26 protein-coding genes and 6 pseudogenes are annotated in these 26,100 nt (G+C 70.8%); 20 read left to right on the top strand and 12 right to left on the bottom strand.

The annotated features are described in order from the left end of the window. Window positions 1-198 precede the first annotated feature (198 nt). Window positions 199-1,323, top strand: coding sequence for an isoaspartyl peptidase/L-asparaginase (locus tag HJD23_RS06660; RefSeq protein WP_171115864.1), 1,125 nt, complete (start codon window positions 199-201; stop codon window positions 1,321-1,323). Between the two features lie 400 nt (window positions 1,324-1,723). Here the strand turns inward: HJD23_RS06660 and HJD23_RS06655 are convergent, their stop codons facing one another. Both HJD23_RS06655 and HJD23_RS06650 read right to left on the bottom strand, forming a co-directional pair. After that, a complete protein-coding gene (locus tag HJD23_RS06655) occupies window positions 1,724-2,248 on the bottom strand; it encodes an AAA family ATPase (protein WP_171115866.1) in 525 nt (174 codons plus the stop codon). Next, window positions 2,245-2,508, bottom strand: a pseudogene (locus tag HJD23_RS06650) (TetR family transcriptional regulator C-terminal domain-containing protein); the annotation flags it as partial. The pseudogene HJD23_RS06650 and the gene HJD23_RS06655, both read right to left, overlap by 4 nt. Before the next feature lie 7 nt (window positions 2,509-2,515). On the opposite strand from HJD23_RS06650, the gene HJD23_RS06645 reads away from it, so the two are divergent. Beyond that, window positions 2,516-3,286, top strand: a complete 771-nt coding sequence (locus tag HJD23_RS06645) for an IS3 family transposase (protein ID WP_171118956.1) — start codon at window positions 2,516-2,518, stop codon at window positions 3,284-3,286. 233 nt (window positions 3,287-3,519) lie between these two features. Then, window positions 3,520-4,011: a hypothetical protein gene (locus tag HJD23_RS06640; RefSeq protein ID WP_171115868.1), complete on the top strand. Its 492-nt coding sequence runs from the start codon at window positions 3,520-3,522 to the stop codon at window positions 4,009-4,011. Between the two features lie 24 nt (window positions 4,012-4,035). Here the strand turns inward: HJD23_RS06640 and HJD23_RS06635 are convergent, their stop codons facing one another. The 3 genes from HJD23_RS06635 to HJD23_RS43010 all read right to left on the bottom strand — a co-directional run bounded on the left by HJD23_RS06635 (window position 4,036) and on the right by HJD23_RS43010 (window position 7,358). Further along, on the bottom strand, window positions 4,036-6,126 hold the full coding sequence (locus HJD23_RS06635; RefSeq protein WP_240980648.1) for a beta-galactosidase: 2,091 nt from the start codon (window positions 6,124-6,126) through the stop codon (window positions 4,036-4,038). Window positions 6,127-6,474: 348 nt separating this feature from the next. Next, window positions 6,475-6,744: a substrate-binding domain-containing protein gene (locus HJD23_RS43015; RefSeq protein ID WP_240980647.1), complete on the bottom strand. Its 270-nt coding sequence runs from the start codon at window positions 6,742-6,744 to the stop codon at window positions 6,475-6,477. Further along, window positions 6,741-7,358, bottom strand: coding sequence for a substrate-binding domain-containing protein (locus HJD23_RS43010; protein ID WP_197972319.1), 618 nt, complete (start codon window positions 7,356-7,358; stop codon window positions 6,741-6,743). The genes HJD23_RS43015 and HJD23_RS43010 overlap by 4 nt, the downstream gene beginning before the upstream one ends. 92 nt (window positions 7,359-7,450) lie before the next feature. On the opposite strand from HJD23_RS43010, the gene HJD23_RS43005 reads away from it, so the two are divergent. Beyond that, complete coding sequence (locus tag HJD23_RS43005; protein ID WP_180685422.1) at window positions 7,451-7,633, top strand: hypothetical protein; 183 nt, start codon at window positions 7,451-7,453, stop codon at window positions 7,631-7,633. On the opposite strand, the gene HJD23_RS43000 is transcribed toward HJD23_RS43005, so the two are convergent. Beyond that, window positions 7,630-7,851, bottom strand: a complete 222-nt coding sequence (locus tag HJD23_RS43000) for a hypothetical protein (protein WP_180686817.1) — start codon at window positions 7,849-7,851, stop codon at window positions 7,630-7,632. The two genes, HJD23_RS43005 and HJD23_RS43000, sit on opposite strands and share 4 nt — an antisense overlap. On the opposite strand from HJD23_RS43000, the pseudogene HJD23_RS43540 reads away from it, so the two are divergent. The 3 genes and pseudogenes from HJD23_RS43540 to HJD23_RS06620 all read left to right on the top strand — a co-directional run. Next, a pseudogene (locus tag HJD23_RS43540) lies at window positions 7,757-8,080 on the top strand (Gfo/Idh/MocA family oxidoreductase); the annotation flags it as partial. The gene HJD23_RS43000 and the pseudogene HJD23_RS43540 sit on opposite strands and share 95 nt — an antisense overlap. Before the next feature lie 100 nt (window positions 8,081-8,180). After that, window positions 8,181-8,516: a hypothetical protein gene (locus HJD23_RS43535; RefSeq protein WP_240981027.1), complete on the top strand. Its 336-nt coding sequence runs from the start codon at window positions 8,181-8,183 to the stop codon at window positions 8,514-8,516. Continuing rightward, window positions 8,467-8,823 carry a hypothetical protein gene (locus HJD23_RS06620; RefSeq protein WP_171111907.1) on the top strand — a complete coding sequence of 119 codons (357 nt, stop codon included), beginning with the start codon at window positions 8,467-8,469 and terminating at the stop codon, window positions 8,821-8,823. Before HJD23_RS43535 ends, HJD23_RS06620 begins: the two co-directional genes overlap by 50 nt. A 23-nt stretch (window positions 8,824-8,846) precedes the next feature. On the opposite strand, the gene HJD23_RS06615 is transcribed toward HJD23_RS06620, so the two are convergent. Beyond that, entirely contained in the window at window positions 8,847-9,032 is a 186-nt protein-coding gene (locus HJD23_RS06615) for a hypothetical protein (protein WP_171115869.1), read from the bottom strand. An 87-nt stretch (window positions 9,033-9,119) separates the two neighbouring features. Here HJD23_RS06615 and HJD23_RS06610 point away from each other — a divergent pair, with 87 nt between their 5' ends. Both HJD23_RS06610 and HJD23_RS06605 read left to right on the top strand, forming a co-directional pair. Beyond that, entirely contained in the window at window positions 9,120-9,302 is a 183-nt protein-coding gene (locus tag HJD23_RS06610; protein ID WP_171115871.1) for a hypothetical protein, read from the top strand. Window positions 9,303-9,508: 206 nt separating this feature from the next. Continuing rightward, window positions 9,509-11,200, top strand: coding sequence for an acyltransferase (locus HJD23_RS06605; RefSeq protein ID WP_232108055.1), 1,692 nt, complete (start codon window positions 9,509-9,511; stop codon window positions 11,198-11,200). A 371-nt stretch (window positions 11,201-11,571) separates the two neighbouring features. Here HJD23_RS06605 and HJD23_RS42995 read toward each other — a convergent pair whose 3' ends face one another. Beyond that, a complete protein-coding gene (locus HJD23_RS42995) occupies window positions 11,572-11,865 on the bottom strand; it encodes a hypothetical protein (protein ID WP_180686821.1) in 294 nt (97 codons plus the stop codon). Window positions 11,866-12,025: 160 nt separating this feature from the next. On the opposite strand from HJD23_RS42995, the pseudogene HJD23_RS43525 reads away from it, so the two are divergent. Both HJD23_RS43525 and HJD23_RS06595 read left to right on the top strand, forming a co-directional pair. Then, window positions 12,026-12,181 (top strand): annotated as a pseudogene (locus HJD23_RS43525) (transposase); the annotation flags it as partial. Between the two features lie 85 nt (window positions 12,182-12,266). Further along, a pseudogene (locus tag HJD23_RS06595) lies at window positions 12,267-12,664 on the top strand (hypothetical protein); the annotation flags it as partial. A gap of 165 nt (window positions 12,665-12,829) precedes the next feature. Here HJD23_RS06595 and dgoD read toward each other — a convergent pair. The 3 genes from dgoD to HJD23_RS06580 form a co-directional block, all read right to left on the bottom strand. Next, entirely contained in the window at window positions 12,830-13,975 is a 1,146-nt protein-coding gene (dgoD, locus tag HJD23_RS06590) for a galactonate dehydratase (RefSeq protein ID WP_171115874.1), read from the bottom strand. Window positions 13,976-14,104: 129 nt separating this feature from the next. After that, window positions 14,105-14,869, bottom strand: coding sequence for an SDR family NAD(P)-dependent oxidoreductase (locus HJD23_RS06585; protein ID WP_171115876.1), 765 nt, complete (start codon window positions 14,867-14,869; stop codon window positions 14,105-14,107). Continuing rightward, window positions 14,866-15,906: a LacI family DNA-binding transcriptional regulator gene (locus HJD23_RS06580; protein ID WP_171115878.1), complete on the bottom strand. Its 1,041-nt coding sequence runs from the start codon at window positions 15,904-15,906 to the stop codon at window positions 14,866-14,868. Before HJD23_RS06580 ends, HJD23_RS06585 begins: the two co-directional genes overlap by 4 nt. Window positions 15,907-16,835: 929 nt before the next feature. Between HJD23_RS06580 and HJD23_RS06575 the strand changes: the two genes are divergently transcribed. From HJD23_RS06575 to HJD23_RS06540, 8 genes and pseudogenes are all read left to right on the top strand, one after another. Continuing rightward, entirely contained in the window at window positions 16,836-18,182 is a 1,347-nt protein-coding gene (locus HJD23_RS06575; RefSeq protein WP_171115880.1) for an extracellular solute-binding protein, read from the top strand. Further along, complete coding sequence (locus HJD23_RS06570; RefSeq protein WP_240980646.1) at window positions 18,179-19,204, top strand: sugar ABC transporter permease; 1,026 nt, start codon at window positions 18,179-18,181, stop codon at window positions 19,202-19,204. Before HJD23_RS06575 ends, HJD23_RS06570 begins: the two co-directional genes overlap by 4 nt. Continuing rightward, window positions 19,204-20,025, top strand: coding sequence for a carbohydrate ABC transporter permease (locus tag HJD23_RS06565; protein ID WP_171115882.1), 822 nt, complete (start codon window positions 19,204-19,206; stop codon window positions 20,023-20,025). Before HJD23_RS06570 ends, HJD23_RS06565 begins: the two co-directional genes overlap by 1 nt. Before the next feature lie 104 nt (window positions 20,026-20,129). Next, on the top strand, window positions 20,130-20,813 hold the full coding sequence (locus HJD23_RS06560) for a bifunctional 4-hydroxy-2-oxoglutarate aldolase/2-dehydro-3-deoxy-phosphogluconate aldolase (protein WP_197973201.1): 684 nt from the start codon (window positions 20,130-20,132) through the stop codon (window positions 20,811-20,813). Window positions 20,814-20,839: 26 nt separating this feature from the next. After that, a complete protein-coding gene (locus tag HJD23_RS06555; protein WP_240980645.1) occupies window positions 20,840-21,769 on the top strand; it encodes a sugar kinase in 930 nt (309 codons plus the stop codon). A 37-nt stretch (window positions 21,770-21,806) separates the two neighbouring features. After that, window positions 21,807-22,880, top strand: a complete 1,074-nt coding sequence (locus HJD23_RS06550; protein ID WP_171115888.1) for a lactonase family protein — start codon at window positions 21,807-21,809, stop codon at window positions 22,878-22,880. Window positions 22,881-22,927: 47 nt separating this feature from the next. Further along, entirely contained in the window at window positions 22,928-24,454 is a 1,527-nt protein-coding gene (locus HJD23_RS06545) for an alpha-N-arabinofuranosidase (protein WP_171115890.1), read from the top strand. Continuing rightward, window positions 24,447-25,058, top strand: a pseudogene (locus HJD23_RS06540) (ADP-ribosylglycohydrolase family protein); the annotation flags it as partial. The gene HJD23_RS06545 and the pseudogene HJD23_RS06540, both read left to right, overlap by 8 nt. Window positions 25,059-25,060: 2 nt before the next feature. Here HJD23_RS06540 and HJD23_RS44955 read toward each other — a convergent pair. Beyond that, a pseudogene (locus HJD23_RS44955) lies at window positions 25,061-25,699 on the bottom strand (SDR family oxidoreductase); the annotation flags it as partial. 82 nt (window positions 25,700-25,781) lie between these two features. Between HJD23_RS44955 and HJD23_RS44675 the strand changes: the two are divergent. Then, window positions 25,782-25,916, top strand: a complete 135-nt coding sequence (locus tag HJD23_RS44675) for a hypothetical protein (protein ID WP_269475824.1) — start codon at window positions 25,782-25,784, stop codon at window positions 25,914-25,916. The last annotated feature ends 184 nt before the right edge of the window (window positions 25,917-26,100 follow it).

The raw sequence follows: 26,100 nt of genomic DNA, 5'->3' as shown, positions 1-26,100 counted from the left end.
GCCTGGTCGGCTTCGCGCTCGCCGGGATCCTCACTGAGGCGGGCTGCATGAACGGTGCCCCGACCAGGCGTTCAAGAACGTCTACCCCGCCGACGCAACCGGCAACGACGAGCCAGGCGACGGAACGTCAGCCCCACCCCACGGGGTGCTCATGAAACCAACGCAATCCGAAGCAGCGAACCGGAGAGGTACACGCATATGCGATCTGTGAAGTTCATTCTTCCCGCTCTGGCAGCAACCGCCGCGGTGGCCGCGGCACTCGCCGCCCCCCAGGGCGGGGCCTCGGCCACCGAGCGGGCTCTGCCCGCCGCCCAGCAGACGGCAGACAAGACGGGCACGAAGCCCGAGCCGGAAGCCAAGGACGTCGTGCTCGCCGTGCACGGCGGCGCCGGAACGGCACTGGACCGCGCCACGACCTCGCCGGAGCGTGAGAAGGCGTACCGGGACGGAATCGCTGAGGCCCTGCAAGCAGGGCAGAAGGTACTCGACCGGGGCGGCAACAGTACCGACGCCGTGCAGGCGGCGGTGGAGAGGCTGGAGGACAATCCGCTGTTCAACGCCGGAAAGGGCGCGGTGTTCACCGCCGACGCCGGACACGAGCTCGACGCCTCCATCATGCGCGGCTCCGACCTGAAGGCAGGCGCCGTCGCCGGGGTGCGCAACGTGCGCAACCCCATCCAGGCGGCCCGCCTCGTGATGGACGAGTCGAAACACGTCATGCTGGCCGGGGAGGGAGCGGACGACTTCGCCGCGCAGCACGGGCTGAAGACGGTGACCCAGGACTACTACTTCACCCAGGCCCGGTGGGACGCCCTGATGAAGGCGAAGGCCGCCGTGGCGGGCGACACCAGCGCCGCCAAGTCCAAGGAGGCCCTGGCCGACGAGCAGGCCAAGGGCACGGTCGGCGCGGTGGCGGTCGACCGGGACAAGGACCTCGCGGCGGCGACGTCGACCGGCGGACTGACCAACAAGCTGCCCGGCCGGGTGGGCGACTCGCCGATCATCGGGGCCGGCACCTACGCGAAGAACGGGACCGTGGCGGCGAGCGCCACCGGCGCGGGTGAGGTATTCATCCGGGGCGCGGCGACGTCGACGATCTCCAACCTGATCGAGTTCGGGAAGATGAACGTGCCCCAGGCGGCGTACCAGGTCATCGTGAAGCGGCTGCCGCAGCTGGGCGGGACCGGCGGAGTGATCGCGCTCGGACCCGACGGCACCTTCGACGCCCCGCACAGCAGCCCCGGCATGCTCTACGGCTACCTCACCAAGGACGGCACGATCACGACCAAGATCTTCCCGGACGAATCCCCCGCCAACTCCTGACTGGGCGCTCGGTAGCGGCCCCGGGCCGAGTCTCGGACACGAGCGCCTGGCTCGGGGCTGATCGGCATAGCCACAGCCGTCCGTCGATCGCACGCAGGGCGACGATCCGCCGACCGATGGTCCGGCGGCATCTGCGGCACGACCTCTCTGGCCCGGACGACCGCGGCAGCGGGGGCCAGCACACGACGACATGCAGGGGGCGGGTGCGCACTCTTGCGACATATCGGCTCAGGTCATCCCCGATGGGCGGCCCGGGGCAGCTGCGAGGCCAGGAGCTCGGCCACGGCGGATTTCCCCGACGCCATCACGCGGGTGATCAGAACGACTGCGGCGCCAAGCTCGGTACCCACCCATGCGGGCCTTTTGGTGCGGGCCTGCCGAGGCAAGGTCGTCATACCGCTCAGCCGACATCAGCCATCCCCATGATGATCTCCGCGACGCGGGACGGAGCGACGTCAGTTGTGTCGATCACCTGGGCTTCCCGGCGGAGCCACGGCAGGGCCTGCTGATACTCGGCCAAGTGGTTGAGGCGCCACTGCCGGGCGTTGACGCTCTCCGGCTTGGTGTCGGCCTCTATACGTTCCACCAGGGTCTCCCGGTCGGTGTCCAGCAGGAAGTGGTGCACAGGGATGCCGACTTGCGTCAGACCGCGATGAATCTCCCGCCAGTACTGTTCGACCAGCACTGTCTGGGTGACAACCAGGGTTCCGCCCACATAGTCGAGCACCTGCCGCGCTGCCTCCACCACCAAGCCTCGCCACGGTGGGAAGTCCTGGAAGTCCCGTTCGGGAACTCCCAGTACATGCCAGAGCATTTCCCCGACCTTCTCGGCGTCGAAGAGCCTGGAATCCGGGACGCGTGCGGTCAGTTCCTTCGCGGTGGTCGTCTTGCCGGCACCGAAGGTGCCGTTCAGCCAGACGATCACGTGTCCGACCCTCCCCTGAGGTCCGCCAGGAGTGCGGTGATCACGCGGTCGGTGGAGGCGGCCATGTCGACGGAGTCGGGGGCGAGCAGCCACTGGACCTGGAGGCCGTCCATGACGGCGATGATCGCGTTGGCCGCGTCCTCAAGGTTCAGATCCGTCCGGGTCTCGCCGAGTTCGCGTGCTTCGGCGAGGGCCTCGGTGACCATGGCGCGCAGTCCCGCGTAGCGGTCGCGGAAGTACTCCTGCGCGGGGTGGACGTCCACGGCGCTGAAGGACTCCGCGCAGATCAGCGACAAACGCGATGCCGGCGAACAAGACGCTGCAGGCCGACTACGTCAAGAGCTTGGACCAGGGGCACGAGGTGGCCCGCTGCACGGTCGAGCGCCTCATGCGCGCGGTCGGTCTGCGCGGGGTGATCCGGCCAAGGGCCCACGCACCACCCGCCCCGCACCCGAGACCGACCGGCCCGCCGACCCGGTCGAGCGGCAGTTCACCGCGAGTGCGCCAAACCAGCTGTGGGTCGCGGACATCACCTGCATCAGAACCTTCTCCGGCTGGGTCTACGCCGCCTTCCTCATCGACGTCTTCTCCCGCATGGTCGTCGGCTGGCAGGCTGCCACCTCCCTCTACACCGACCTCGCCCTCGACGCGCTGGAGATGGCGATCTGGCGCCGCCGGCACACCGGCGCCGACCCCACCGGCCTCACGCACCACTCGGACCGCGGAGTCCAATACCGAGCTCTGCGCCACACCGAACGTCTCGAACATGAGGCCGCCGTGGCCTCGGTCGGCTCCAAGGGCGACTCGTATGACAACGCCCTGGCCGAGGCGTTCAACAGCCTGTTCAAGGCCGAACTGATCCGGAACAAGGGGCCGTGGACCGGCATCAACGACATCGAGATCGCGGTCGCCGAGTACATCGACGGGTTCAACCAGCGCCGCCTCCACGGCGAACTCGGCCACATCACCCCCGCCGAACACGAGGCCGCCCACTACCTCGCGGCCGAACCCCCTACGTCACTCCAGAAAACCAGCTAACGCAGTATCCACGAAACCCAGGGCTTGACACGGGGGCCTGTTCGCCCTGGCGCGTGTGCCGGCCGCGGCAGGCGGGTGAACTGCCGTGCGTGGACGGGTCCTTCTTGTGTTGCCCGGGTGAATGAAAGCCGCTCAGCACAAGAAGGAACCCGGTGGCAACCTACCCCCAGCAAGTCCCCGTCCATGACGACTACGCGGCCTCGCGTGCCCAACTCGAGCCGATGATCGCCTGTTTGAGTGGCACAGACATGGCCGCATGCACCCAGGAGCGGCTCGAGGACTACCTCACCCAGTCCGGACGCGAGCTCCAGCGCATCGCGATGCAGGACTACCTGGACGCCGCCGCCCGCCGGGAGGAACGCCTTGCCGTGGTGACCGGGGCCGACCAGGTGGCCCGCAGGAGGGCCGAGCCCGGGCACACCCGCCAACTCCTCACCAAGGTGGGTCCGGTGGAAGTCTCCCGCATCGCCTACCGCGCCCCGAAGTCTGCGAACCTGCACCCCGCCGACGCCGTGCCGGCCCTGCCTGCCCGCCTGCACTCCGCCCCGCTGCAGCGGGCGGTGGTGCACGAGGTCGCCGACGGCCCCCTGCGCTCCGCCCGCGAAGCACTCGCCCGTACCATCGGCCAGCGCCTGGGCACCCGCCAACAGAAACGCACCCTCGTCGTGGGGAGTGGAAGGGAACGTAGTGAACGTTCACCTTTGCGTCAAGGGATTCCGCAGTAATCGCTTGCTTGGGGTGTGGGCGGCTCAGGAGCCGGCTTGCGTGCCGCGCCCCGGCTTCAGCACCGCAGCGCCGTACGGCGGCAGGGTGAGGGGCTTGTCCCCGACCGGCGGAGCTCCGGGCGTCAACAGGTCCGCCGCGTCCCGCGGTGCGGCGCCGCGCAGGTCGACCACCGCCTCCCGTGCGGAGTGGTTGAGCAGGAAGAGATGAGGGGTGCCGTCGGCGTCCCGCCGGCGGACCGCCTCCACTCCGTCCGGGGTGTCGAGAACCGGCTCCGCGCCCGCGGCGGCCGCAGCCTCAAGGACCAGCAGCCGCATGGTCTCCCGGTCGAAGGAGGTCCCCAGGTAGGTGGCGACGCCCCGGCCGTACCGGTTGCGGACGGCCGCCACATGCCCCTGCAGCTCCCCGTCGGTGTACACGGCCACGGACTCGGTGCCGTGCCTGGGAACGATGACGTCCTGCCAGTCCGTGGCCGTGCCGCGGTGCTCCCCGCAGCGCACAGCGCGGGTCTCGCCTACCTGGAGGGGGTTGAAGTCGTCGATGTCGATGCCGAGCAGGTCCCGGAAGGCGCCCGGGTGGCCGCCGGGCCACACCCGGTCGTGTTCGTCGACGATCCCGGAGAAGTACGACATGAGCAGGTGCCCGCCGTCCTGGACGTACCGGGCGAGGCGGCGGGCGGCGGGGCCGTCCACCAAGTAGAGGTTGGGGACCACGAGCAGCCGGTAGCCGCTCAGGTCGTCGGCCGGCCGGACGAAGTCCACGGGGATGTTCGCGCCCCACAGGGGCCGGTAGTGCTCCATCACCTGTGCGGTGAAGCTCGGATGGTCGGACGGGTGGTCGGGCCCCTCCAGGGCCCGCAGGCTGTCGTAGTCCCAGGCCATGGCCACCCGCGCCCGGTCGCAGGCCCCTCCGGACAGGTCGCTCAGCCGGGCGAGGTCGTGGCCGAAGGCTGTCACCTCCCGCCATGTGCGGGTGCGGGTCCCGCCGTGCGGCAGCATCGCGGAGTGGAACCGTTCGGCCCCCGCCCGGGAGGCCCGCCACTGGAAGTACATGACCGAGTCCGAGCCGCGCGCCACCGCCTGCAGCCCGCGGCCGCGCAACTGCCCTGCCGGGCGTGCCGGGTTGCGAGGCGCGGCGAGGTTGTTGCCGGTGGCGGACTCCAGCAGCAGCCACGGGCGGCCGTGGCGCAGCGAGCGCATGAGGTCGAAGTTGTAGGCGGCCAGGAGGTGCCCGTCGGGGTCGTGCGGCTTGGGATAGATGTCGAGCGCGGCGACGTCCTCCTCGGCCGCCCACGACCAGTAGTCGAGGCTGCGGAACGACCCCATGAAGTTGGTGGTGACCGGCAGATCGGGGGTGTGGCGACGGACCGTGTCGCGCTCGGCGGTGAAGCACTCCAGGGCAGCGGCGTCGCAGAACCTGCGGAAGTCCAGCAGCTGACCGGGGTTGGGACCGGACACCAGGCGGCTGCGCGGGGCGGGGGTGCCGATGTGGTCGAAGGAGTCGTAGCGCTGGCCCCAGAAGGCGGTTCCCCATGCGTCGTTGAGCGCCGCGATGCTGCCGTCGTACCGGTCGGCGAGCCAGCGGCGGAAGTGCGCGGTCGAGACGGGACAGTGGCAGGCGAGGCCGACGTACTCATTGGCGATGTGCCACATCGCCAATGCCGGGTGCCCGGCGTAGCGGTCGGCCAGCCGCTCGGTGATGCGCGCCGCGTGGTCACGGTAGACGGGCGACGAGGGGCAGTAGTGCAGCCGGGCACCGAAGGCGATGGTGCGGCCCTCGCCATCCACCGGGAGCGTCTCGGGGTGTTCGTGCGCGAGCCAGGAGGGCGGGGCGGCGGTCGGTGTGGCCAGGTCGACCGCGATGCCGTTGCGGGCCAGCAGGTCCATCACCTCGTCCAGCCAGCCGAAGTCGAAGGTGGCGGGCCGCGGTTCCAGCAGGCCCCAGGAGAACACTCCGACGGTGACCAGGTTGACCCCGGCCTCGCGCATCAGCCGGACGTCCTCCCGCCAGACCTCGGGGGGCCACTGCTCGGGGTTGTAGTCGCCGCCGTATCCGAGGCCGCCCAGTCGCTTGCGCAGGGCGGCCAGACGTTCATCGGCGGTCGTGGATCGGGGCACGGGTACTCCTTGTCGGGACGTGAGATCTCGATGCGGCGGGAGGGAGCCGGAATTGGCAGACCGGTGTCTCGGGGCGAAGCAGGGGCGAGATACGCCGTGATGCACCGGAGAAGGGTCGTATGCGCCGCGTGGGGACAAGGCTCATGTCCGCGGTGGCCGCTGTCAATGGAGCGGCTGTCGATTTCTGATGAAGTCCGCGTACTCTGAAGTCGGTTGATGCTCGTTCGTGTGTGGTTCCGTCGCGGCGCGCTGTGTGTGCTCCGGGTGCCGGCGAAGCGGGCACCCCGGAGTCCGTTGTCGGCCTGACCGAGAGGGCCGGGGAGTGGATCGACGCGAACCGGGAGGTGGTCAGGAGGTGGGCGGCGGCTGCATAGCCAGGGGCGGGGCGACCGACTCGCGCCAGATGACGGTGTTCACCGGGTTCCGGGACTGCTCCGGCGCCTGCCCGCTGATCGTCTCGACCAGCCGCACCATGGCGTTGCGGTCCACGCCTTCGAGGTCGACGTGGACCGTGGTCAGCGACGGTGGGAGGCAGCGGCAGATGTCGTTGTTGTCCCAGCCGGTCGCGCTCAGGTCGCCGGGAACGTCGAGGCCGCGGTCGTGGGCGCCGCGGATCACGCCCGCGGCGACCACGTCATTGGCGGCGATGACGGCGGTGGCCGGCCGGCGTCCAGTTCATGGATGGCCGTCACCCCGGATTCGCCGGACCAGTCGCCGTCGGCCACGCCGACGGACTCCAGCCCGAGCCGCTCGACGGCCCGCAGATAGGCGTCCTTGCGGGCGCGGGCGGAGGCGAACTGCTGGTCCCCGGCGACGTGCAGGAAGCGGCGGTGGCCGAGCCCGGCGAGGTGCTCGATCAGCTCGGCGACCGGCGAGGCGTCGGTGAGCTCGCCGATGCCGCGCATGGAGTCGTCGAAGTCGGCCGAGACGACGACGGCCGCGCCCGTCGGCAGCCGCTCCTCGATCTCCGGCCGGAACGGGACCAGCGCCAGAATGCCCTCCACCTGCTCGGAGTCGGCCAGTTCGAGCACCCGCTCCGTCCTGGCCTCGGCGCCGCCCTGGAGGCTAACGACCTCGACCGCGTACCCGGCCTCGTGCGCGGCGGCGGCTGCTCCGGCGAGCATCCGAGAGGGGCTGAAGGTCATCGGTGGCATCACGACCGCGAGGCGGCCGGTGCGGCGGGTGCGCATGGACCGGGCCACCAGGTTGGGGCGGTAGTCGAGTTCGCGCACCGCGGCGTCGATGCGGGATGGTGAACGTTCACTAGGTTGCGATGCACTGCGGAATGTGAACGATCACCATCGACGGCCCGAGGAAGAAGCCGATGTCGGCACCCAGTGCTCCGACCGCTCTCACCACGCCCACCCCGTCACCGCCCCCGCGCGCCGCCATCATCGGCGCCGGGGGCATCGCCCACGCGCACGCCCAGAGCCCCTCGCCGACCTGCCCGGACGAGTCCGCCTCACTGCGATCGCCGAACCCGACCCCGCCCGCGCCGCCGCCTTAGCCCGCCGCTTCCGCGTACCGCACGTGTACGGCGACGCCGACACGCTGCTCGCGAACGAACACCTCGACCTGGTGCAACATCTGCACCCCGCCCCAGACCCACGCGCCGCTCGCCGCCGCAGCGATGCGGGCCGGCGTCATCCCGCTCGTGGAGAAACCGACCGCGCTCAGCCTGGGGGAGATGGACCACCTCGCCGCGGTCCAGGCCGAGACCGGCACCCCCGTCCTGACGGTGTTCCAGCACCGCTACGGCCCCGCCGCCGTCCGGCCGCGCCGCCTCGTCGCCGACGGCACCCTCGGCCGCCCGCTCACCGCCACCTGCGAAACCCTCTGGTACCGCATCGACGACTACTTCGCCGTACCCTGGCGCGGCCGCTGGGAGGTGGAAGGCGGCGGTCCGACGATGGGCCACAGCATCCACCAGTTCGACCTGCTGCTCTCCGTCCTCGGCCCGTGGGCCGAGGTCAGCGCCTTCGCCGGCCGGCTCGCCCGGCCCACCGACCCCGAGGACGTCTCCATGGCCCTTGGCCCGGTTCGGCAGCGGAGCGATGGCCACCGTCGTCAACTCCGTGCTCGCCCCGCGCGAATCCTCCGGCCTCCGCTTCGACTTCGAGCACGCCACCGTCGAGCTGGAGCACCTCTACGGCTACCGCGAGAAACACTGGCGCTTCACCCCTGCCCCCGGCCACGAACACATCGCAGACCTGTGGCGGCCCGACGACGGCACAGACGCCGAGAGCGGGCACCGGCTCCAGATCGAGGCCGTCCTCGACGCCCTCGCGAGCGGCGCCGAACCGGGTGTCCCGCTGGACGAGGCCCGCCGCACCTTCGGGCTTGTTCACCCGAGTCGGCGGAGACCACTGGGAGGCCGACTTCCTCGTTGACCCACGGGAGGGCGCGTTCACCGTCGCGCTACGGCTCGATGGTGCTCAGAGCGTTCTCGGCTCCCGGCCACCGCCCGACTCTTCTGCCACCCTCCGCATCCGATCTACGGAGCCGACCTGGAACGGACCAGACGACATCGAACTGGGCATCGGTCACGGAACCGGCACCGATGTCCTCGGCCGCCTGGACGGACGCTACCTCGCCACCGAAGTAGCAGGCGGGTTCACCGGGCGCTTGATCGGTCTGTGGACCGAGTCGGGGCAGGTCCTGGTCCGCCGGGTCCGTTTCACCGAACAGCGCGCCTGACACCGCCTCGGCCGAACCGACGACTACAGGCCTCGGGTGCCGACCAGCGCATGTCTGCCTCCCACCTGACGCGATGTCGGCGTACACCTGAACGCGAGCTGCTCGACAAGCCGCTTGAGGAAGAGGCCCATCGTGATGCCTGCGGCCTTGGTGTTGGCGTACGCCTGGGCGTGGAGCTGCGCAGGGACCATGCCGGTGAGGCGGACCATCCCCTTGCGGTCGGCCGGTGTTCAAGGGGCTCTTCTTCCTGCATTCGTAGGTGCCAACCAGCAGAACGCATGAGAAGAAGAGCCCGGATGGAACGCTACGGCACCCACGACGTTCCTGACCCGTTTGCCTGCTCGATTCAGGCGGCCAAGTCGCTGGCAGTACGGCTGCCGGCGCCTGAGACCGCCCAGTTGGACCATGCCGCGGTGGAACGGCTGATCGAGACGGACGGCCGGGACATCCTGTGCTGCCGCCCGGCCGGATGCATGTAGAAGGCCCGGGTCATCAGCAGGGACGTGGCATCGCTGCGCGCCGTCCTACCGGCAGAATCTGGACAGACTGCCGCCGCCTGGTGTTGTGGAAGTCGGTGATCCGGGTGGCGATCTTGCACCGTACTGGCCAAGGCCGGGCGGGGCGTCGGACAATGATCCGGACATCAAGCGGGGACCGCCCCGCGCAGCCACCGGGGGAGGATCCCTTGGAGCAGTCCGCGAGCGACGACGGCCTCTTCGACCACTGTCCCTGGCTGTTCGGCAAACAGGCTTCCGAAGGGCAGCGCGCGGCACAGCGGGAGCGGCAGAAGCGGCTGCTCGGCGCCGGGCAGGTGCGGTTCGGCGAGGGGTGCTTCGTCGCGGCGACCGCGGCCGTGTATCCGAAGCGGCTGCACCTGGGCGACCGGTCGTACATCGCGGCCCACGCCTACGTCACGGACGACGTGCGCACGGGCGCCGACTGCACGGTCAACCCGTTCGCCGTGGTGCGCGGCACCGTCACGCTGGGCGACGGCGTACGCATCGGCGCGCACAGCTCGCTGCTCGGCTTCAACCACGGCGCCGCGCCCGATCTGCCGGTCCATCGGCAGCCCGTCACCAGCCGCGGCATCACCGTGGGCGACGACGTGTGGATCGGCTCCCACGTGGTCGTCGTGGACGGCGTCACCATCGGAGACCACTGCGTCGTCGGCGCCGGCGCGGTGGTCACCAAGGACCTGCCCGCGTGGACGGTGGCGGCCGGCAACCCCGCGCGCCGCATCCGCGACCGCCGGGACGCGCGCGGCAAGGCCCCGCGTTCCGCCGCGCCGCTCGCCGGCCGACTGCCGGAGTTCGCCGAGACCGCCCGCGCACAGGCCGCCGGCCTGCTGGCCCGCTGCTGGCTTCCGGACGCCGGCCGCTACGCCGACCAGCCCGGCTCCGAGCCGACCGTGCGGGCGCACTGCGACGCGGTGGAGATCGCCGATCTGCTCCTCGGCACCGCTCCACCGCAGTTGCCGGCCGCCGAACACGCGGCGCGGCTGCGTGCACTGCAGGATCCCGCCACCGGCCTGGTGCCCGAGTACGGCGAGGCACCCACGCAGCCCGGCCCGGCCGGCCCGGCCGGGCTGCCGGACGACGGCGCCTGCGCCTATCACGTGCTGTGCGTGGGTTACGCGCTGGATCTGCTCGGCAGCTCCTTCGCCCACCCGCTGCGCCCGGTGCGGGACACCACAGCGGACCAGCTGGTCCGGCGCCTGGCCGCACTGCCCTGGCGGGACCGCGCCTGGCGCGCCGGGTCGTGGGTGGACGCCTGGGCCACCGCGGCGCACTGGAACCGGCGCCTGGGCGGGGAACCGGCCGAACCGGGGGCGCTGGAGGCGATGTTCGGCTGGCTGCACACCCATGTCGACCCGTGGACCGGCATGTGGGGCTCTCCCACCCGCGAGGGCGGGCGCCTGCAGATGGTCAACGGCTACTACCGGCTCACCCGCGGCTCCTTCGCCCAGTTCGACCTGCCGGTGCCGTACGCCGAGCGGGTCATAGACACCGTTCTCGACCATGCGCGCGACGCACGCCACTTCTCTCCCGGCCGGGAGAACGCCTGCAACGTCCTGGACGTCGCCCACCCCCTGTGGCTGTGCGCCCGGCAGACCTCCCATCGCGCCGAGGAGGCCCGTGCCTGGGCGGCGGACCAGCTCGCCGCCGCCCTCCGGCGCTGGCATCCGGGACAGGGTTTCGCATTCGGTCCCAGGCCCGACGGCACCGGCCCGGGCCGCGCACCCGGGCTGCAGGGCACCGAGATGTGGCTCGCCATCATCTGGCTGCTCGCCGACCTGCTCGGCCTCGCCGACCTCCTGGGCTACCGCCCACGCGGCATCCACCGCCCGGAACCGGCCCCGGCCGACGAGAGCGGATAAGCCCGCTGACCCACGCCCCGCCGCTCGGCGCCCCGTGCCGGTCCCGTATCACCGGCGTGGGCGCCCGGTTCTTCACGCGGCGGCTCCTCAGCAGGCCGAGCCGCCAGGGCAGCAGGTTGCAGGGGCCGGTGGCGGCGAGGTTCACGCCCTGGTACACGTAGCGCATGCCGCAGGGGCTGATGGTGAGCCGCTGGTCGATGCCGCTGCGGAACAATTCGCCGTGGCTGATGTCCCGGGTCCAGGCGGTGCCGTCGAAGGTGACGTTGTGACCTCGATGGAGCCTGCGGCGGTGGCCACGGTGCGGGACCGGTGGTGACCGTTGCGGAACACCAGCCGATGTCCGGCCGCGTCCGTCTCTGCGGTCAACTCCGCTATGTACTGGTTGACTTCGGCCTCCAGCGCGGCGGCGGGCACCCGGCGTGAAGCTGCTCGGCCTCCAGCAGGCTCCGCGCCCCGAGCGCCATCGCGACGGCGAGCTGGACGAGCACCCCGGCCCGCCCCCGCCACCCGGCATTCGTGCTGGAGGGAAGCATCCCGGCGAGCCCTCGCGTCAGCCCCACCCGATCCGCCAGCCGACGCGGCAGCACCGCCCCCGCATGTCCGACCAGCCCCTTTCCGTCGGCTGCCACGGACAGCCCAAGATCCCACCCGGTACGCTCGCTCACCAGAAAGGTGTCCTGACTTCTGCACCGATACGACCAAGACACTCGCATCCTCGCAGGTCAGCGCACCTTTCTGCGGTCAGGCGCCATCCGCTTACCGCTGGGCAGGCTGGGGACTCAGTTCCTGATACGCGCCACCAGCACCCGACGACCGCCGGTGCTGGCGCTGCTGCCCGACGGCTCCTACCTGACCCGGATGGCGGGCCTCCCGCTGCGGGTGATCGAGGCCGAGATCCACTCCCGCACCGCCGACGGCGGCGACTTCGGCGGGACCTACCGCCTGCTGACCACGCTCAACGACCACCGCACCGATCCCGCCGACGCTGCTCCGCGGCGGCGGGTGGACGGCGGCACCACGCGGTTGACTGGCCGACCAGCCGGGCGACGCATCAACAAGCCCCTTCAACCGCGACCACCGTGTCTTCCAGGACCGTACACACGTTTTCACGGCCTTCCAGGAGCATGCGGCGACCGTCTACCGCGATGGCGACCACGACCCGCGTGACATCCACGCCCTCGATCACCCCTACGCCGGGCTCGTCGTCCAGGTCATCGAGTCCGACTCGCCTGGCAGGCGCGGGGAAATGCTCGCGTGGCTGCGCGACGGAAACAGGTCGAGGGGGTCGGGACCCGGTTGACACTGCTGTGGTCCCTCCAGCGCGATCCCCGCGACAAATGGCGGGAGCACTACGCGGACCTGCACACGGCAGTGGCGGCTTCGGGGCTGGGCAACGTGCAGTTCGTCGTGCCGTTCATCCCGACGGTGCCCGGGACGGACCGCTACGTGGACGAGCTGCGGTGAACCTCGGCGACTGCCGCCACCGGAAGCCCGATCTTCACAGAGGTGGGGGTACGGGCCGCCACGAGGGGCCGGTGGCCGCGCCGCGCATCAGTATGCGGTCCGCTCCGGAGTGGGAGCTCGGACCCGCGCACAGACACGTGTGTCCGCTGCCCGGGAGCCGTTCCGCTACCAGGACGCCAGCGAGCCGTCCGCGTTGCGCCATACCGGGTTGCGCCAGCGGTGGCCGCGTTCGGCGGCTGCCCGGACCGCGGCCTCGTCGATCGTGATGCCCAGACCCGGTGCGGTCGGGCGCTCGATGTAGCCGTCGCGGAACGCGAAGGTCTCGGGATCCACGAGATAGTCCAGCAGCCCGCTGCTGTCGCCGTAGCCGATGCCGAGCGCCTGTTCCTGGATGAGGAAGTTGGGTGTGGCGAAGTCGAGTTGCAGGCTGGCGGCCAGCGCGATCGGGCCGAGCGGGCAGTGCGGCGCCACCAGGACGTCGTACGCCTCCGCCATCGAGGCGATCCGCCGGGTCTCGGAGATACCGCCGGCGTGGCTGATGTCCGGCTGCGCCACGGCGATGCCGTCCGACAGCACGGAACGGAAGTCCCAGCGGGAGTACAGCCGTTCACCGGTCGCGATGGGGATCGAGGTGGCGCGCACCACCGCGCCGAGGTCCCGGGAGAACTCGGGCAGTACCGGCTCCTCCACGAACATCGGCAGCAGCGGCTCCAGCAACGGCAGGACGCGCCGGGACATCGCGCCGCTGAAGCGGCCGTGGAAGTCCAGTGCCACGTCGCGGTCCGGGCCGATGGCCTCGCGTACCGTGGTCACGCTGTCCACGATGGCGTGGATCGCGGCGGCCGTGGCGAGCGGCTCCAGTTGTCCGCAGGGGTTGAGCTTGACCGCGGTCATGCCCTTGGCGACCTGTGCGGCCGCCGCGTCGGCCAGATCCTGGAGGGTCTTGCCGCCGACCCAGCCGTAGACGCGTACCCGGTCGCGCACATGGCCGCCGAGCAGTTGGTACACCGGCACACCGTGGGTCTTGCCCGCGATGTCCCACAGGGCATGGTCGATGCCGGCCAGTGCGCTGTTGAGCACGACACCCCCGCGGTAGAAACCGCCCTTGGCGAGCATCTGCCAGTGCTCCTCGATACGGGCCGGGTCCTGCCCCACCAGATAGTCGAACATCTCCTCGACGCACCTCGCCACGGTGTGCGCCCTGCCCTCGACGATGGGCTCTCCCCAGCCGGAGATGCCCTCGTCGGTGTCGACGCGCAGGAAGAGCCAGCGTGGTTCGACGAGGAAGAGTTCGTAGCCAGTGATCTTCACGGTGCGGACCTCCGGGTCCTGGTGCACGGCCCTGGGGCCGATGGCTGCGGGTAGGGGGCGTGCGGGCTGGGGGTCGGCCAGGCAGTGAGCGGTCTCGCGGACCGTCTGCCGGACAGTCGGAAGCCCGGGCTATTCCTGGGAGCTGATGCTGCGGCCGCCGTCCACGAGCAGGTTCTGGCCGGTGATGAACGAGGCGTCGTCGGAGGCGAAGAAGGCCACGGCGGCCGCGATGTCCTCGGGGCTGCCGAGCCGGCCGACCGGCGCACGCTGGGCGGTCCGGGCCTGGGACTCCGGCGGTGTATGCGCCCACAGGGCCGTGACCACGGCGCCGGGAAGGACGGAGTTGAACCTGATCTCACCGCCGTACTCGACGGCGAGCTGGCGTACCAGGGCGCCGATGCCGCCCTTGGCCGCCGCATACGCGGGGAAGCCCTTGAAGCCGATGGCCGCGTGCACGGACGAGGTGATCACCACCGCGCCCCGGGCGGTCCGGAGCGGGGGGACCGCGGCCCGGACGCCGTAGAACACCGAGTCGAGGCAGAGCCGTAGCTGGTCGTGCCACGCGGCGTCGTCCAGCTCGTGCGCCGCCCCGGACCGGTTCCGGCCGGCGTTGAGGTGCAGGACGTCGAGGCGCCCGGTCCAGGACGTCACCGCCTCGACGGCCGCGGTCCACGCGTCGGGTGAGGTGACGTCGAGCCCGCGGTGCCGGGCCCGTCCGCCCCGGGCGCGGACCTCCTCGGCCACCCGGCGGGCGCCCTCGGCGTCCACATCGGTGACGAGGACCGACGCCCCTTCCGTTGCGAGGCGATGGGCGGTGGCTTCGCCGATGCCGGAGGCGGCGGCGGTGAGCAGGGCCGTACGGCCCGGAAAGCGCGCGAGGCCGGCGCGACTCATGGTGTTTCTCCCGCTCTTGCCGTGGAACCGCGCAGCATCAGGCGCGGCTCGGTCGGTACGACGACATCTCCCATTGGCACCCCCTGGATGGCGGCTACCAGAGCATCGACGGCCGCGGTGCCCAGTTCGTACAGGGGCATCGCCACGGTGGTCAGCGGCGGGGAGAGGTGGCCGGCGACCGGCAGATCGTCGTTCCCGACCACCGAGACGTCCTCGGGGATCCGCAGACCGAGGCCCCGGATCGCCGCCATGGCGCCGATCGCCTGGGCCAGGGAGCTGGTGTAGAGCGCGGTGACCGGCGGGCGCGTGCCACCGTCGACCGGACGCAGCAGTCGCAGTGCCGCGGACACACCGCCGTCCTCGGTGAAGTCCCCGGAGGCCACCGGAGCGGCGGCGAGCCCGAGTTCCCCGGCGCGCCGCAGGAACGCCTCCTTGCGGGCCTCACTGGGGGTGATGCCCGGCGGGCCCGCGATGTGACCGACCGCGTGGTGACCGAGGGAGTGGAGGTGGTCGAGGGCGGTGACGCTGGAGCGGGCCACGTCCATGGTGACGTTCCGGCCGGACCCCTCCACCGAGCGGTTGAGGAAGACGTGGGGGACCGCGCTGCGGCTCAACGCGTCCAGCAGGGGGTGGCCGGGGCGCGCGGAGGCGATGAGCAGTCCGTCGACCCGGCCTTCCTGCACCAGGTCGTTGAAGGACTCATCGGCTTCCTGCCCGTCGAAGTCCTCGGCCAGCAGGGAGAGATAGCCCAGTTCGCGGGCGCGCTGGTAGGCGCCGCGGGCGATGGTGACGTACGTGGGGTTGGCGAGGGCGGGGACGAGCAGGGCCAGGGCGTGCGTGCTGGCGCCCGCCAGCGCCCGGGCCCCTGAGTGGGGACGGTAGCCCAGCGCCTGGGCGACGTCGTGCACGCGCCGTCGGGTCTCCGGCCGGACGGACAGATCTTCCCGGCCGTTGAGCACCTTGGACACGGTGGCCTTGGAGACTCCTGCCTCGCGGGCGACGTCCACCAGCCTTGCCCGAACCGGCTGCTCAGCCACCTCGGCAGCCTCCCTCTCCCGTAGTGAGCGCACGGCACGCGGTAACTGTTTCGGCAAGCGGTTACCGAGTGCGTGTCGGATCTCTTGACACCCTCTGGCGCCACAACCTAGCGTTCGCCGAAGTTTCAGGCAACCGGTTTCTCAGCGCTGATAAGCACTATGTCTGGGCAAAACGGATAGCCGTAATACCAGTCAAAACATGACAAGTCGACTGACGCCGACCATCCGTGAGGTGTGCGATGAAGCGCTCCGGAAGACTCTCAGGGCGGCCGCGACGCCGTTTACCTGCACCTGTACAGGCAAGAAGTCGAAAGAAACCGGTTTCACGCATCAGGCGGGCTGCCGCCTGAGCTCGGTGCGATCACGACGCGGGCCGCAGCCGGAGCCACTTCCCGGCGAGCTTCACGCCCTCTGAACCCGTTCCGCGCGACGGCGCGGACATCCGCTCCTGGCCGCGTACGGCGGCAGCAACGACCGCCTCACCCGGGCGGCGCCGACGGGGCCGGGGGCAACCTCCACCGGGACGCGTCCCGCGCGCACCACGCCCCCAGGGCGGCGGAACCAGGCGCCCCCCACGACGAACAGCTGCCTGCCCCCCGGAACCGACTCCGGCGAGACCCGCCCCCGGTCCGGACATCGTCCGCACGGCGACCACCCGAAGCCGCTCTGCGTCCCCGCACCTCGGCGTCCTCAAAGGTCCGTCCGTGAGGCCGCGTCACGACTGCCCCGTCGGTCTGCCGGCCACTCGGCGGCGGCCACTCGGCTCTACCCCGGCACGCTCCCGTGCGCCTCACCGGGCGAGCCGGCGCCTCACTCCTGCCTTGCCCCAGCGGAGTTCCTCGCGGATCTCCGCATCGGAATTCCCGCCGCACATCGGCCCTCGATCCGCCCCGCAGCCCCGCTGTCACCTGTACGAAAGGTTCACGACCATGTCCGTTCCCGCCAGAAGCGCCCTCGGACGGCGCGACTTCCTCGCCGCCACCGCCGGTGTCACGCTCGCCGCCGCGGCATTGCCCGGATGTGCCGCCTCCGTCGACGACGGCTCCGGCTCCGGCACCAAGAAGGGCGCGTCGACGCTCACCGTCATGGCCAACGACGAGGACAAGAAGACCATACAGGCCGCCGCGAAGGTGCTGGGTGTGAAGATCACCTTCCTCGCCTTCGACCAGACCAAGCTCAACGCCATGCTGGCCAGCAAGAACCCGCCGGACGTGGTGCGCGGCTTCGGTGCACTGGACACGCCGTACTTGGCCGCTCGCGGCCTGATGGCCGACCTGGACCCCTACTTCGCCGAGAGCTCGGTCCTCAAGACCTCCGACCTCGACCCGGTCAACGACCTCTGGCGCTTCGATGGAGAGAAGCAGGGGGCGGGCCCGCGCTACGGCATGACGAAGGACTACTCCCAGGACGCGATGTTCTGGTACCGCACCGACATGTTCGACGCTGCGAAGCTGGAGCACCCCAGCGACACCGAGCCGCTCTCCTACGACGAGTGGCTGGACCTCGGCAAGCGGCTGGCCAAGCGTCGGCTCGGCAAGGTGAAGGTCTACGGGCTGAGCGCCGGGCCCGGCACCTTGCCCCAGTTCATGAACATGACCGCCTCGGCCGGCGGCAAGCTGTTCGCCGATGACCTCGCCTCCGTCGACTTCTCCTCGCCCGAGGCGATGAAGGGACTGAGCTGGTACCTGGAGTACGCCAAGGCCAACATCGGCCCGAGCCCCGCCAACCCGAACCCGGACGGCTGGGACTGGCCCACCTACCAGGCCGGGCGGATGGCGATAGCCGGCGACGGCTACTGGTTCGGCGGGTCGATCGGCGGCGACCCCAAGATCGCCGAGGTGTCACGGTTCGCGCCCGCTCCACAGATGGGCGGCCACCGCATCAGCCCCACCTTCGGTGCCACCGGCTACTGGATCCCCGAGGGCGCCAAGAACAAGGACGCCGCCTGGAAGTTCTTCGAGTGGTACTTCGCAGGCCAGCCGGCCAAGGACCGGGCCAGCAGTGGCTGGGGCATCCCGAGCCTGAAGTCGCTGCGCTCGCTGATGCCGCAGGCGCAGCCGTTCCACAAGCAGTCCTACGCCGTCCAGCAGAAGGAACTCCCGTACTTCCAGATGATGACCGTCACCCCGTACGCCCAGGCGACCGCCCTGGACGCGGTGATCAACAAGGTGCTGCCGGGCGCGGTCAAGTCCGGGACCTCCGCCGGGAAGGTCGCGGACGCACTGAACTCGCAGATGAACGAGGCGATCGCCGCGGGCAAGGAGCTGGTGGGGTGAGTACCGGTCAGCTCACCGGAGACACCGCCCGGGCCATGCCGTCCCCGTCCCCGGGGTCGGCCGCCCGCCCGGCACGCAGACGACTGTCCCTCAGCAAGCGCAGGGCATGGGCGTTCTACGCGTTCAGCGGCCCGTGGGTGCTGGGATTCCTGGGGCTGACGGCCTACCCGCTCCTGTACGCGCTGTGGCTGAGCTTCACCAACTCCGACGGACTCTCCCAGCGCACCAGCTTCGTCGGTCTGGCGAACTACAAGGAGGTCTTCTCCGACCCGGACACCATGGCCTCCCTCGGCCGGACCGCGCTGTTCACCGGCATCACCGTGCCGCTGTCGATCGCGGCCGGGCTGATGCTGGCGGTCCTGGTCAACCAGCCGATCCGCTCCCGTGGCCTGTTCCGCACCCTGCTGTACCTGCCCGCGGTCGTACCGCCGGTCGGCGCGGCGCTCACCTTCAAGCTGATCTTCGACCGGGACTCGGGGGCCGCCAACGGTGTCCTGGACGTCCTCAACATCAACGGCGTTCCCTGGCTGATCGACCCCTACGCCCGCTGGGTGCTGATCACCCTGACGATGTGGGGTGTCGGCAACGTCATGATCATCTCGCTCGCCGGGCTCCAGGACATCCCCAAGGAACTTCTGGAAGCGGCGCGGGTCGACGGTGCCAGTTCCTGGCAGTCCTTCACCCGGATCACCCTGCCCCTGCTCTCCCCGGTGATCTTCTTCCAGGTCGTCACCGGGATCATCGGAGCGCTGCAGAGCTTCGCGCCGCTGCTGATCGCACTCAACCCCACCCCGGCGGGCGTGACGTCCGTCCCCGAGAGCAACTACTTCTACATGATCAACGTTTTCGCCCAGTACTTCGCCAACGGACGCTACGGCTATGCCTCAGCGATGCTGTGGGTGCTCTTCGCGTTCATCGTCGTCATCACCTTCCTGGTGTTCAAGGTGAGCAAGGGCGCCGTCTTCTACACGGTGGAAGCGGAGCCGGCGAAGGACAAGCCCCGCACGATGGGAGACGCGTAATGGTGTTCGCCCGGCGCAACGCCGTCTACATGCTCCTTGTGGCACTGCTCGTCCTCTTCCTCAGCCCCTTCGGCTGGCTCGCGATCACCGCTCTCAAGGACGCGTCGGAACTGCGGGTCATGCCCATCCACTGGTGGCCGCACCACCCGAACCTGGACAATTTCCGGCAGGCGCTGACCGCGTTCGACTACCTCGGCTATGCGCGCAACTCCCTGACGATCGCCGGCATCTACGCCGTTCTGGTCACCCTCGCCTCGGCCTGGGCCGGATTCGGCTTCGCCCGGCTGACCGCCCCGGGCAAGCGTGTGATCTTCGCGGTGCTGCTGTCGACGATGATGCTGCCGCAGGTCATCACCCTCATCCCGACCTATCTGATGTTCGCCGAGCTCCACCTGCTGAACACCTATATGCCGTGGGTGCTGTGGGGGCTGTCCGGCGCACCGTTCCTGATCTTCCTGTTCCGGCAGTTCTTCAGCAACATGCCGAAGGAACTGGAGGAGGCGGCGATCGTCGACGGCTGCGGTACCTTCCGGATCTTCCTGCGGATCTTCCTGCCGCAGTCATGGCCGGTCATCGCCGCCAGCCTGATCCTGTCCTTCAGCTGGTCATGGGGCGACTACATCGGCCCCGCGCTGCTGCTGGACGACGCGCACACCACCCTCACGGTCAAGCTCGCCAACGGCTACGTCAACGCACAGGGCATGCCGATGTCCAACCTCGTCGCCGCAGGCGCGGTGATGTACGTGATCCCGGTGCTCGTGCTCTTCCTGATCATGCAGCGCGGCTTCGTCTCCGGCATCGCCACCTCCGGGCTCAAATGAGCCGGCGGGCAACTGGCACATCGTCAATTTCCCGCGAGCAACCTGAAAGGCACGACGAACATGACCGACGTCCAGGGCGCCGACACGACCCGCAGGGTGGGGTGATGGACCGCCCCGCCCTCACTCCGCAGCTCGGCCGGACCCGGGTGATGGCCATCCTCCGGTCGGCCGACGCCTCCGGGCTGCCCGCCGCGGCCCGGGCGCTCGCGGCCGGCGGCATCACCTGCCTGGAAATCACCCTCACCACCCGCGACGCACTCGACGCCCTGGCCTGGATCCGTGACGACCTCGGGCCCGAGGTCGCGGTGGGCGCGGGCACGGTCATGAGCTGCGGCCAGGCCCGGGACGCGCTCGCGGCCGGCGCCGAGTTCCTGGTGGCGCCGGTCGTCGACGCCGACGTGGTGCGCGGCGCCGCGAAGAGAGGTGTGCCGTGCTATCCGGGCGCCTGGACGCCGACCGAGGTGGCCGCGGCCTGGCGGGCCGGTGCCGCCGCCGTCAAGCTGTTCCCCGCCTCGACCGGCGGCCCCGGGCACCTGCGCCAACTGCGTGCGCCGCTGCCGGAGATCCCGCTCATGGCCGTCGGCGGTGTCGACATCGCCCACGCCCGCGAGTACGTCGACGCGGGAGCATACGCCGTGGGAATCGGCTCCCCGCTGCTGCGCGGGGCGGACCGGGCCCCGGGCTCCGGGCCACTGGAGTCCCTCACCGCGAGGGCGCGTGACCTGCTCGACGCGGTCGGCGCCACCATGCGGGCCCCCGGCCCCCGGACCGAAGAGGCCGGCCGGTGAGCGGCCGGCAGAAGGAGCCCTGTCTCGTGACAGTCGGCGAGGCTCTCGGGGTGCTGTCAGCGTTCCGGCCCGGCCCCCTCGCCCTGGGGACGGACCTGCGCCTGGGGCTGGCCGGAGCGGAGTCGAACGTCGCCGTCGGAGTCAGCCGGCTCGGCGGCAGCGCCACCTGGATCAGCCGCGTCAGCGACGACGCACTCGGCGACCTCATCCTGCGCGAACTGCGGGCCGAAGGGGTCACCGCCGTCGCCGTACGCGACGCCGCTCCCACCTCGCTGCTGCTGAAGGAGCAGCGCACCGCCGGCCACAGCCGCACCCGCTACTACCGCACCCACACCGCCGGTGCCCGGCTGTCACCCGAGGACATCCCCGAGGACCTCATCGCCCGGGCGACGGTCCTGCACGTCACCGGCATCACGCCCGCGCTGGGTGACAGCCCCGCCCGGGCCGTCACCCGGGCCGTGGACATCGCCGCAGGCGCCGGGGTGACCGTGTCCCTGGACATCAACTTCCGTTCCCTGCTGTGGAGCGAGGCGGATGCCCGGGCCGCCCTGCTGCCGCTGCTGCGCCGCAGCGACCTGGTCTTCGCCGGACCGCACGAGGCGGGACTCGCGGTGGACGGCACGCAGGACCCGGACAAACTCGCCGAGGGCATCTGCCACTTCGGCCCCGCCTCCGCCGTGATCAAGACGGGGGCCGAGGGCGCGTACGCGCTCATCGACGGGCGGCAGTACCGGCAGCCCGCCATCCCCGTCCAGGTCCACGACTCCGTCGGAGCGGGCGACGCCTTCGCCGCCGGGTACCTCGCCGAACTCCTCGCGGGCGAGCCGCCCGAGCGGCGGCTGCGCACGGCGGCCCTGCTGGGCGCCTTCGCGGTCGGCACCGCCGGTGACTGGGAGGGCCTGCCCCGTCGCTCCGAACTGCGGCTCCTCGACCACCATGACGACAACGTCCGCTGACCTCCCCGGCCTCCCCGCACCTGCTCAAGGACCACTCATGCCCACCAGCACCCCCGACGACCGGCCCCTCGTCCTCACCGGCTCCCACACCCCGGACAGCGGGGGCGACGGCACCGGAGTCGCCGCCCTGCGGCTCGATCCGGCGACCGGCCACCTGGCGTACGACAGCGGGGTGCCGCCCGTGCCGGTCAGTGGTGCCTCCTTCCTGGCCGCGCACCCGTTCCTGGACGTCCTCTACAGCACGAACGAGAAAGCCTCCGGATCCGTGACCGCCCTTGCCCGGCAGGGCGACGGCACCCTGACCGCCCGGGGAGCACCGGTCAGCAGCGGGGGCGCGAACCCGTGCCACCTCACCGTCCACCCCGACGGCGGCTGGCTGCTGACCGCGCACTACGGCGACGACGTCACTCCCGGCAGCGTGGCCGTGCACCGGCTCGGCGCAGACGGACGGGTGGGCGAACCGACCCACGTCGTGGTGCACGAGGGGTCGGGACCGGTGGCCGGCCGGCAGGAGGGCAGCCACGCCCACCAGGTACTCGTCGACCCGGCGGGCCGTTACGTCCTCGCCACCGACCTGGGCGCCGACGCGGTCTTCACCTACTGGCTCGACACGCGCACCGGAACCCTCGAGCGGGCGGCGGTGAACCGGCTGTGCGCCGGCTCCGGCCCTCGCCACCTCGCCTTCGCTCCCGGCGGGGAGCTGGTGTTCAGCGCGGACGAGCTGTCCTCGACCCTCACCTGCCACCGGTACGACACCGCCAAGGGCACCCTGACGGCCGTCGCCACGGTGCCCGCCACCAGGGCCCGGGACGTCGTCAACCAGCCCGGCGGCATCGTCGCCTCCCCCTGCGGGCGCTTCGTCTGGCTGACCAACCGCGGCGCCGACACCGTGGCCGCCTTCCGCCTCACCGGCACCACCCCGGAACCGATCGGCGAGACGGCGAGCGGCGGCACCTGGCCCCGAGGCCTGACCTACGCGGCCGGTCATCTGCTGGTCGCCAACCAGCACAGCGGCACGATGGCCGCCCTGCGCGTCCTCGACACGGGAGCCCTCGAACAGGCTGCCCCGGCGATCTCCGCGCCCTCGGTCGTGTGTGCGCTCGTTCTCTGATGACTCACTTCGCTCACCTGCTGGGTCCGCTGATTTGAAAGGCAGTCATGTCCGATCCCCGCACCACCACCCCGGTCGCACGCTTCACCCTCGACGCGGCCTTCGGCATCGGTGACGTCCACCCTCGGCTGTACGGATCGTTCGTCGAGCACCTGGGCCGCTGCGTCTACACGGGCCTCTACGAGCCCGGCCACCCGCAGGCCGACGCCGACGGTCTGCGCCACGACGTCCTGGACCTGGTCCGGGAACTGGGCGTCACCACCGTGCGCTACCCAGGCGGCAATTTCGTCTCCGGCTACCGCTGGGAGGACACGGTGGGACCGCGCGAGGAGCGGCCGGTACGGCTGGACCTGGCCTGGAAGACCACCGAGACCAACGAGTTCGGCCTCGGGGAGTTCATCGATTTCTGTGCCAAGACCGGCATGGAGCCCATGATGGCCGTCAACCTCGGCACCCGCGGGGTCGAGGACGCCGTACGACTGCTGGAGTACTGCAACCACCCGGGCGGCACCGAGCTGTCCGACCGCCGTGTCGCCCACGGGGGCAAGGAGCCGTACGGCATCAAGATGTGGTGCCTGGGCAACGAGATGGACGGCCCCTGGCAGATCGGCCACAAGACGGCCGAGGAATACGGACGGCTCGCCGCCGAGACGGCCCGCGCCATGAAGATGATCCAGTCCGATCTGGAGGTGGTGGCCTGCGGAAGCTCGAACTCCGGCATGGAGACCTTCGCCGCGTGGGAGGCCACCGTCCTGGAGGCGGTCTACGACCTGGTCGACCACGTCTCCCTGCACGCCTACTACGAGGAGATCGACGGCGACCGGGACTCCTTCCTCGCGTCCGCCGTCGACATGGAGCACTTCATCGAGTCGGTCGTCGCCACCTGCGACCACGTCCGCGCCCGGCTGAAGAAGAGCAAGCGCATCAACCTCTCCTTCGACGAGTGGAACGTCTGGTACCAGAAGCGGCCCAACCCGCACCCGGTCGAGGACTGGCAGCAGGCGCCACGTCTGCTGGAGGACGTCTACACCGTCACGGACGCCGTGGTCTTCGGCTCACTGCTCATCGCCCTGCTGCGACACGCCGACCGGGTCACCGCGGCCTCATTGGCACAGCTTGTCAACGTCATCGCGCCGATCATGACCGAGCCGGGCGGCCCGGCCTGGCGGCAGACCACCTTCTTCCCCTTCGCCCAGGCGTCGGCGTACGGGCGCGGCCGGGTGCTGCGCGTCGAGGTGGACAGCCCGACGTACCCCACCGCCCGGTTCGGCGAGGTGCCGCTGCTGCACACCACCGCCGTGACCGACGACGAGACCGGAGCGGTCACCGTCTTCGCCGTCAACCGCGGGCAGAGCACCGCCCTGTCGCTGGAGATCGACGTGCGTGGGATCGAGGCCCACACCGTGGCGGAGCACCTGGTTCTGGCCGACGCCGACCCGGAGGCACGCAACACCGTGGACCAGCCGGCCCGCGTCGTCCCGCACCCCGCCACCGGCACCACCGTCACCGACGGCGTCCTGCGGGCCGAACTCGAGCCGCTCTCCTGGAACATGATCCGTCTGGTGCGTGCCTGAAAGCTGCACCGGACGGGCCGGAGCGCGCGGATCCCGGCCCGCAAGGCCGCCGAGCGCGACGGAGCCGTGGTGGTGGCCGGACGACTCGGGCACCGGGCGGCGCATCGTCCACTTCGGTGGTCGATCAGGCGACCGTGGGAGCGGCCATGAAGGCATCCACCCGCCGACCGATCTGCACCGCACGTACCTCAGATGGGCGGCCACGCAGCACGACTGGAGCCCCGACGAGTGCCGCAGGGAAGACGGCCGGCCGGCCCGCGAGGAGTGGCTGTACGCACGCCGCGCCCCCGCCCGCCCCTGCCTGATCGGCCTCGCCGACGGCATGATGGGCACCCTGACGCACCCAGAGGAGACGGGCTCCGAGGCCGCCGCCCGTTCCGCGTCCTTCGGACTGCTCATCGTCTGGGAGCCGCAGCTGGTGATGCAACTCGCCGTCGAGTGCGCGGCCCAGACCCGCGGCCACCCCACCGCCCACCTGTCGGCAGGCACGTACGCCCTGATCGTGCACGGACTGGCCCACGGCGAGAGCCTCGACGCCGCCGTGCAGCGCTCGCTCCAGCTGCTCGCCGACTGGCCGGGGCAGCAGCCAGTGACCGACGCCCTGAACTCCCCCGTGCTGACCAGCAACGACTGCCCGGTGATCGCCCGCGCCCGGTCCGAGGCCGGGAACACCGCCGCATCGGCCACGTCTGAGTCCGTGGCCAGCTCCGGGAGCGCCATACGGGAGGTCAGCCGCTCCAGCACCTCGGCCTCCGGCACGCCTTTGGTGTGCGCCGAGAACTGGACATACGCCTCGACCGGCAGGCCCCACATCCACCCCGGCAGCACGGTGTTCACCCGGATCCGGTGCGGGCCCAACTCCCTTGCCGGCGAGTACATCGCGCTCGTCAGGGCGCGAGCAGGTTCACATCGATGACGGACTGCCAGCCGGCGAAGTCCGCGTCCTCAAGACCGCCGAAGTAGCTGTCCCGGGCGGCCACATGAACGACGGCGTCGAGCCACCCGAAGCGCTCGGCCGCGAGCGCGGCAAGTGCCTCGCACTGCTCCTCGTCGATGATGTCGGCCGGGCGGTAGGCGGTGTGCGCGCTGCCGGGGTCGATCTCCGCCGCCGACTTGGCGAGATTCGCCTCCGTGCGCGCTCCGAGCAGGCGTTGCCCCGTCGCATACGACCGCCGCCGCGACCTGGTGCCCGAGCCCGGCGCCGACTCCCGAGACGATCACGGTCCTGCCCGCGAGCAGTGACATGCCGAGGCCTCCTTGACTCTGGCGGATTGTCTGACGGGGCGTCAGAGCATGGGCGTCGGTCGGAGGAAGGAAGGGGAGCGACATGAGTGAGGAGACCCGCAGCGAGGTGTACGCGGAGCCGGCCGCCGTGGGCCCGTACGGCGTCCACCCGGGCCACGCCCTGATCACCATGGTCGAGCCGCATCCGGGCCACGAGTACGCGTACAACCGCTGGTAATTCTGGCGCATTCCCCTGACGGGGGCGTATGAAGGTCGAAACAGCTGTGACCTGCTAGAACGGGTTGCAGAGGCGATCGGAGGCAGTCAGAGGGAAACGCTCTGCCCACCAAACGCACCGTCGGCCTTCACCACCCACAACCAGGTGATGAAGGTCGACGTCACGCACAGGGGCCGGACCATTT

This window comes from Streptomyces sp. Z423-1, from assembly GCF_013009255.1.
GTDB lineage: Bacteria > Actinomycetota > Actinomycetes > Streptomycetales > Streptomycetaceae > Streptomyces > Streptomyces gossypiisoli.
The sequence above is the reverse complement of the archived record's forward strand: the minus strand, read 5'-3'. Positions and strand labels throughout refer to the sequence as shown.

Excerpts from the sequence above, each read along its gene's own strand:
- HJD23_RS06575 (WP_171115880.1), top strand. The coding sequence starts at position 16,836 with ATGTCCGTTCCCGCCAGAAGCGCCCTCGGACGGCGCGACTTCCTCGCC.
- HJD23_RS43535 (WP_240981027.1), top strand. The coding sequence starts at position 8,181 with ATGGCCACCGTCGTCAACTCCGTGCTCGCCCCGCGCGAATCCTCCGGC.
- HJD23_RS06585 (WP_171115876.1), bottom strand. The coding sequence starts at position 14,869 with ATGAGTCGCGCCGGCCTCGCGCGCTTTCCGGGCCGTACGGCCCTGCTC.
- HJD23_RS06615 (WP_171115869.1), bottom strand. The coding sequence starts at position 9,032 with ATGGTCCGCCTCACCGGCATGGTCCCTGCGCAGCTCCACGCCCAGGCG.
- HJD23_RS06565 (WP_171115882.1), top strand. The coding sequence starts at position 19,204 with ATGGTGTTCGCCCGGCGCAACGCCGTCTACATGCTCCTTGTGGCACTG.
- HJD23_RS06545 (WP_171115890.1), top strand. The coding sequence starts at position 22,928 with ATGTCCGATCCCCGCACCACCACCCCGGTCGCACGCTTCACCCTCGAC.
- HJD23_RS06660 (WP_171115864.1), top strand. The coding sequence starts at position 199 with ATGCGATCTGTGAAGTTCATTCTTCCCGCTCTGGCAGCAACCGCCGCG.
- HJD23_RS44675 (WP_269475824.1), top strand. The coding sequence starts at position 25,782 with ATGAGTGAGGAGACCCGCAGCGAGGTGTACGCGGAGCCGGCCGCCGTG.
- HJD23_RS06560 (WP_197973201.1), top strand. The coding sequence starts at position 20,130 with ATGGACCGCCCCGCCCTCACTCCGCAGCTCGGCCGGACCCGGGTGATG.
- HJD23_RS06610 (WP_171115871.1), top strand. The coding sequence starts at position 9,120 with ATGGAACGCTACGGCACCCACGACGTTCCTGACCCGTTTGCCTGCTCG.
- HJD23_RS43005 (WP_180685422.1), top strand. The coding sequence starts at position 7,451 with ATGTCGGCACCCAGTGCTCCGACCGCTCTCACCACGCCCACCCCGTCA.
- HJD23_RS06550 (WP_171115888.1), top strand. The coding sequence starts at position 21,807 with ATGCCCACCAGCACCCCCGACGACCGGCCCCTCGTCCTCACCGGCTCC.